We start from the raw sequence: 5,878 nt of genomic DNA on the forward strand, positions 1-5,878 counted from the left end.
CCCGTGATATAATCTTTTGGAAACCGAAATACCATCAGGGAGGAGGCAAGGGAAAGGCATAAGCGATTGAACAAAATGAATCAAGGTTTTGTTGCGAAATGACCGCTGAAACAGGCCGGAAGCTGAACCACTGAAACGAGTGGGAAAACAGCTTCCGGCCTGATATTTTGCAACAACAACCGCTATTTTGTTCAGTCGCCCCCAGGCGGGGAAGGGAATGTATTACATGCCCGGCTGACGGTGAGCTGCTGCAGCACGATTCTTGTAATACAGTCAGGGTGTCAGGATGCCGGAGGCCTCAGTTGAGGTTTGGAACAACAAAAACAAGGAAAAAGAAGATGGAGGCACCAACAAGAAAGCCGATTAGGGTAGAAGGATCCCAAGGCGCTTTTTCCTTAAAATCGATGGTACGAGCATTTCTGTTTATTCTGTCCATATCGCTTCCGGCGGCATAGCGGGGTTTACTAGGTCTCGGCCTGGAGGGTGGAGGTGGTGGAGGTGTTTTCTTTTCCGGCTTTTTCTGGAGGAGGATAAGCCAAATAACCAGAGCGGCAAAAGCTGCGCCGCAAATGAAATAATAGATTGGACTTCCGATAAAGTCCATGAGTGTCCCTCCATTTCTATCTAAGGAGTAGTTTTCTCATTTCGTAGTACTGTAGCAACATGTATTCAATCTGGCCTGAAACACTTCGGCGCTCTTTTTCGGCATCTGCTTTGATTCGTTCATAGAGTTCGCTGTCTAGGCGAATTGATGTCGGCTGTACGTTTTTCATAATATCACCTCGGGCAATATCATAAAGGATGCAGTAAAATTTTGCAAATTCTCTTGACTACAAACAGATACATTGCTATTATGAGTATGTAGCGAAAAGGAATTTTATTAGCTACACAGTTAGCCCGGGTTGGCAATAGGGCTGGCAACCCCCTGACAAGATGAGCGCACCCGCGTTATGGCTTCCGAGACGGCCCGTCAAAGCATCCATTACCCACCGTTGGAAAATACGGGAGAACAGGGACTATGGAAAGCGGCGGAAAACCTACGGACGGAAAATCGCTTGTTCGGTGCTAGAGGGGAGATTTTTTAAAGGAAAGGAGGACAAGTAGCATGGCGGATGTAGCGAGATTGGTAGGCATGGAACTGAGGAAGTACGAGAAGGACGGGCAGCAGAAGCAGTTTTGCGGGCTTCACCTGGTGTATGTCGAGGGGGCTTTTGAGGAAGTGCTTGGCAGCCGAGTGGAGGAGACAAGCTGTCCTCGAGGGATTGACCCCGGTACGCTGGAGGTGGGCCAGCTGTATGAGCTGGGCTATGAGCATTACAAGATGAAGGGCCAGCTCTGCGCCCGGCTGAAAACGCTGGACCCGGTGGAGGGCTGACGTGGACGATTTTTTCTACAATCCAGAGCCGGAGGCCCCGGAGGAAGTCCCCAGCGAACCGGAGCCGGAGGCCCCGGAGGAAGTCCCCAGCGAACCGGAGCCGGAGGCCCCGGAGGAAGTCCCCAGCGAGCCGGAACCGGAAGCCCCGGAGGAGACCCCCAACGAGCCGGAGCCGGAAGCTCCGCCCACCGAGGAGACCGAAGACGGCAGCGAATCCATGAAGGACCTGATAGACGCAATCGGCGATCTGAACGAGACGATTACCGGAGCCGTCACCCAGGAGCCGGAGGAGCTGCCCGCCGGAGGGGAGGGGGGCGAAGGAGGCTTTGGCGGAGAATCCCAGGTGACGGAATCCGCCAGCGTGGACCTTGCGCCGGTGGTTCAAGTGCTGGAGAGGAACGAGAAGCTGCTGATACATACCAATGAACTGCTGGAGCAGCAGGGGGAAGTCCTGGTCATGCAGCACAACGATCTCCTTCAGCTCCAGGCCAACGTCGATTTTGTTTTTCTGGCGGTGGCGGCGCTGATCGGCGTGGTGCTGGGTGTGGCGGTCGGGAAGTTGTTTCACGACCTTTGGAGGGCTTGATGGAAGAATTTCAGATTAGCCTGGAAGTTATGGAGGCTATGCCCGGAGTGGTAGCCGCAGGGTTTGCCGCTGGGGTGCTGGTTGTCTCAGGCGTGAGCGTAGTTGTGAGCGCCTNTAAGGCATTTATTCGGATAATAGGNAGGTGAANAGCGTGCAGAAGATCAAGGAGTTTGTCCAAAGTGTGGAGCTGAAGGTGNCGGTAGCCGCTCCGGTGGTCTGTGCTGCGGTCATGGGCGGGGCGTCTGCGGTCGACGAAACCGGGGGCAGCGCTTCCAGTTCGGCGGTCATTTCCGCCTTCGAGACGGGTTTCCAGCAGATTAAATCGGATGCCTTTGCCATCATCGCCGTGGCGGTCCCGGTTGCGGTTTCTATCGCCGCAGTAATCTTTATCTCCAAGAAGGCCATGAGCTGGTTTAAGGGCATGGCGAAATGACACCGCATTACAAAGGGGCCCCGGAGAGTTNCGGGGCTTCTTTGGNAAAGGGAGTGTAATACAAAATGAACTTGGCAGCGCGCGGAGCTGGGCGGCAGCGTGAAGATTTTGTAATGCGGCTGGGGTGTTTTCTGGTGTCCTTTGCCGTTCTGGCGTCGCTGGTGCTTCTCCCTCCGAAAGCAAAGGCGTTCGCCATGACCTCCAGCGCGGTCACGGCCTTGGCCGGGGGCTTCCTCTCCGCGTGCGGCCTGACGCCTGTTGTCTCCGGGATGGGCAGCAGCGAGGAGGTCAACGAGTCCGTGGCCCGGCTGATTCAGGATTTTCTCAATGAGGAGGTGGGGGGAATCTCGGTGGCAGATTGGGCGCTGAGCTTCGGGGAGATCGGCCTGGCGGTGAAGGATAAGAGNATCGTCATTCCCAAGCCGTTTGCCGAGAAGCTGGGCCAGTTCGCCCAGTGGGTAGCGGGGAAGTACGGGACCAAGCCGGGGGAGAATGTAATTTATCAGGCGCAGAAAGTATTTCTTGCTGATGGAACGGAAATTAAATTTGGATCGTTTGTATTTGATGTAGATAAGCGTGAATTTACACTTTTGGATCCTTCTGGTGCTACCCCGTTTTCTTTTGATACTTGGTATGAATTAAGCAACGGAAATCAATTTTGCTATTCTTTGGATAGTGATCTTGAGAGAATTTATCCTAAATACATCATAGATGGACATCGAAATGATTATACATATACTTCTGTTGTGGGAGGAGTTTCATCAAATATTTATTATATTTTAGCTGGGATTGATGCTCGATATGGTTCGGATACCCGATATATGCCAGTTTTTTTGGTTTCCTCTGGATATATGATCGCACGTGTTTATATGCCTTCAGATNTTCCTATGTTGTTTTCATTAGTAAATGAATCTATTTCCTTAAACGTGGCTGAAACCATCACAATTCCCGAGGGCCTGACGGACAGTCAGTCTGTCGCCCTTGATGTTGGAGCTACGGACAGCATGAGCATCCAAGAAATCCTCCAAGGCATCCTTGACGCCATCCTTGCCGGGGACCTCGCCGCCAGCGCGGAAATCGTGGATACCGCCGAGGTTCCGGTGGACCCGGAGGAGCCGGACCCGCCCGTGGTCCCGGTGGTCCCTTCCGGCCTGGACAAGCTGGGCGCGGCCCTGACCTCCCGCTTTCCGTTCTCCATCCCCTGGGACGTGTACAAGGGCGTCACGCTGCTGGCAGCTCCGCCAAAGGCTCCGTATTTCGAGGTGGATTTCATGGCCCCGATCGCGGACCGGGTGGGCGGTTGGAAAGGCAGCACCAAGATCGTGCTGGATTTCTCGGAGTATGAGATCATCGGCCAAGTCTGCCGCTGGACAAGCACCATAGGCTTCTGCCTGATGCTGGCCAGCGGAACGAAACGCTTGATATGGACGGCCTGAGAAGGGAGGAGGCTTCACAGTGTTTGACGCGCTTTCCGACGCCCTGGTTGACCTTGCTGTCAGCGTGATCGAGCTGTTTCCGGCCTCTCCCTTCACGATTCTGGATGAGCTCAGCAGCTCCGAGGTTTACGAGTGGCTGCGGATGGTCAACTGGTTTGTCCCTATCGGGACCTTCGTCGGCATCCTGGAGGCGTGGCTGACCTGCGTGGCGGTGTACTATGCCTATCAGATCGTCCTCCGCTGGATTAAGGTGATTGAATGAGCATTTCATTGTATACTGGAACGCCCGGCAGCGGCAAGAGCNTCNACGCCGCCANGGATATCGAGCACCGCNTGAGGCGGGGCGGGACCNTGATCTGTAACTTCCCGGTGAATACGGGCTTTGTCAAAAAGTGCCGGGCTCAGGTGGAGTACTGGGACAACTCGGAGCTGACGGCGGAGCGGCTGGTGGCGTATGCCCTCGAGCATCATAAAATCGGCAAGGAGGGTCAGGCTCTGGTGGTGATCGACGAGTGTCAGATTATCTTTAACTGCCGGGATTTCGGGCGAAAGGACCGGAACGCCTGGGTAACATTCTTTTCCCGGCACCGCAAGCTGGGCTTCAAGATCATTCTCATCACCCAGTCGGACCGGATGCTGGACAGGCAGATCNGGAGCTTGGTGGAGGATGAGGTTAAGCACCGGAAGCTGAATANCTACGNCTTCGGCGGGATGTTCCTGACGCTGTTCTCCTTCGGGCGTACGTGGTTCATCGCCATTGACTACTGGTACGGCGGCAATAAGCTGAAGCTGGGCCACTCCGTCTTCCCGTACCGGAAACGTTACAGTAACCTGTATGACAGCTACCGGCTGTTCTCGGATATGGTCACAGCTGGCGGCGCCGTCTGTGCCGGGGGGGACCGCGCCAGCGGTGGGGCCCCGGGGAACGGCGGCGCCGCCAGCGGGGGCCAGGAAGAGAGAGGGCTGTTGCTGGAGAGGCTGGCGGCTGTACTGGTGGAAGCGCGAAACCGGAAGTCCCAGAAGCTGCGGGAGCGTGAGCTGTGCCGGTTCGTTGGGGCGCTGCACTTGTGAAAGGAGGAGATTTCTATGGTATCCAGAGAACGGGAGGCAGCTTTGCTTTCCCTTTGGTGGAGCGAAACAGAAGAAGATTGTACCCAGGAATGGCGGGACGAGCTGAGAGGGGAGGAGTTGGCTTTGGTGGAGAGCTGGGACCGGCGCTATAGCTCCGGCGTTTATCAAATGTGCCTGGATATCCTCCAGGGAAATGGCGTGTAATACAGAAAATCTTGCCGGCGAGCTGCTGCGGCATGAATTCCGTAATACAACCAGGGCAGAGGATGCCGGAGGCCGCAGGGGCTCCGATTTGCCGCCCTTGTCCATATTCCTTTGGCCACTTCCCGAAGGGGGGCAAGGCGGGGGGGACCCATCCCCCCCGACCGCCGATTCAAGCCGGGCAGAGGAGGGGGCCGCTCCGCAGAGCGGGCCAGCGTTGCATTACAGTTTTCGCGTCCTGGCGTCGCTGTCGGCCGCGATTTCGTAATACAAGGNAAAGTTGCGGCTTTCCCGGACCCCCCTACGCTAACAGGGGGGTACTACCTACATAATAGGGGGTGAAAAGTTCTGAAAAGCGATATTTCAGAGAATGTCATTCTCTATGATTGGCTGACGGTCAGCAGGAAGGAGGAGGACCCGCAAGCCTGGGTGAAGCTGCTGGGAATGGAGCGCTGCGGCTGGGACGAGCTGGGCCATGGCCGGAACGGATACCGCAAGGGGCTCTACTTCGCCAGCATCTCGATCTTGTACGATGGAANCCCTGGAATGGGGACTTGCTTGGATATGTCTGGTCAAGGATGCCGGAGCTTCGAGGAGTACGGGACCGGAGATTTTGACGGACTTTTCCGGCTGTTCCNGCAGGGGGAGGGTTACCACGTCACCCGGCTGGACGTGGCCTTTGATGATCATTCCGGTATCCTGGATATCCAGCAGCTTTTCCGCGACAGTGACAACCAGGACGGGGGACAGCAGTTTGTGAGTAAATTTCGCAAGTC

7 protein-coding genes and 1 pseudogene are annotated in these 5,878 nt (G+C 55.6%); 6 read left to right on the plus strand and 2 right to left on the minus strand.

The genetic code is table 11. The features are described from left to right. Nucleotides 1-298: 298 nt before the first annotated feature. Together JX325_RS11885 and JX325_RS11890 are read right to left on the minus strand one after the other, a co-directional pair. Nucleotides 299-604, minus strand: coding sequence for a hypothetical protein (locus JX325_RS11885; RefSeq protein ID WP_204791329.1), 306 nt, complete (start codon nt 602-604; stop codon nt 299-301). A gap of 16 nt (nt 605-620) precedes the next feature. Beyond that, nucleotides 621-773, minus strand: coding sequence for a ribbon-helix-helix protein, CopG family (locus JX325_RS11890; RefSeq protein WP_204791330.1), 153 nt, complete (start codon nt 771-773; stop codon nt 621-623). Between the two features lie 332 nt (nt 774-1,105). Here JX325_RS11890 and JX325_RS11895 point away from each other — a divergent pair, with 332 nt between their 5' ends. From JX325_RS11895 to JX325_RS11920, 6 genes and pseudogenes are all read left to right on the plus strand, one after another. Beyond that, nucleotides 1,106-1,375 (plus strand): hypothetical protein, encoded by a 270-nt coding sequence (locus JX325_RS11895; protein WP_204791331.1) that lies wholly within the window; start codon nt 1,106-1,108, stop codon nt 1,373-1,375. A 1-nt stretch (nt 1,376) separates the two neighbouring features. Then, nucleotides 1,377-1,961: a hypothetical protein gene (locus JX325_RS11900; protein WP_204791332.1), complete on the plus strand. Its 585-nt coding sequence runs from the start codon at nt 1,377-1,379 to the stop codon at nt 1,959-1,961. A 1,888-nt stretch (nt 1,962-3,849) separates the two neighbouring features. Then, nucleotides 3,850-4,092: a hypothetical protein gene (locus tag JX325_RS11905; protein WP_204791333.1), complete on the plus strand. Its 243-nt coding sequence runs from the start codon at nt 3,850-3,852 to the stop codon at nt 4,090-4,092. Beyond that, nucleotides 4,089-4,901: a zonular occludens toxin domain-containing protein gene (locus tag JX325_RS11910; protein WP_204791334.1), complete on the plus strand. Its 813-nt coding sequence runs from the start codon at nt 4,089-4,091 to the stop codon at nt 4,899-4,901. Before JX325_RS11905 ends, JX325_RS11910 begins: the two co-directional genes overlap by 4 nt. 15 nt (nt 4,902-4,916) lie before the next feature. Then, the gene (locus JX325_RS11915; RefSeq protein ID WP_204791335.1) at nt 4,917-5,105 is read left to right on the plus strand and encodes a hypothetical protein; all 189 of its coding nucleotides are present in this window, start codon (nt 4,917-4,919) and stop codon (nt 5,103-5,105) included. A gap of 426 nt (nt 5,106-5,531) precedes the next feature. Continuing rightward, nucleotides 5,532-5,878: pseudogene (locus JX325_RS11920) on the plus strand (hypothetical protein); the annotation flags it as partial.

Origin of the sequence: Oscillibacter sp. CU971, from assembly GCF_905219725.1 — a bacterium.
Classification (GTDB): Bacteria; Bacillota; Clostridia; order Oscillospirales; family Oscillospiraceae; genus Oscillibacter.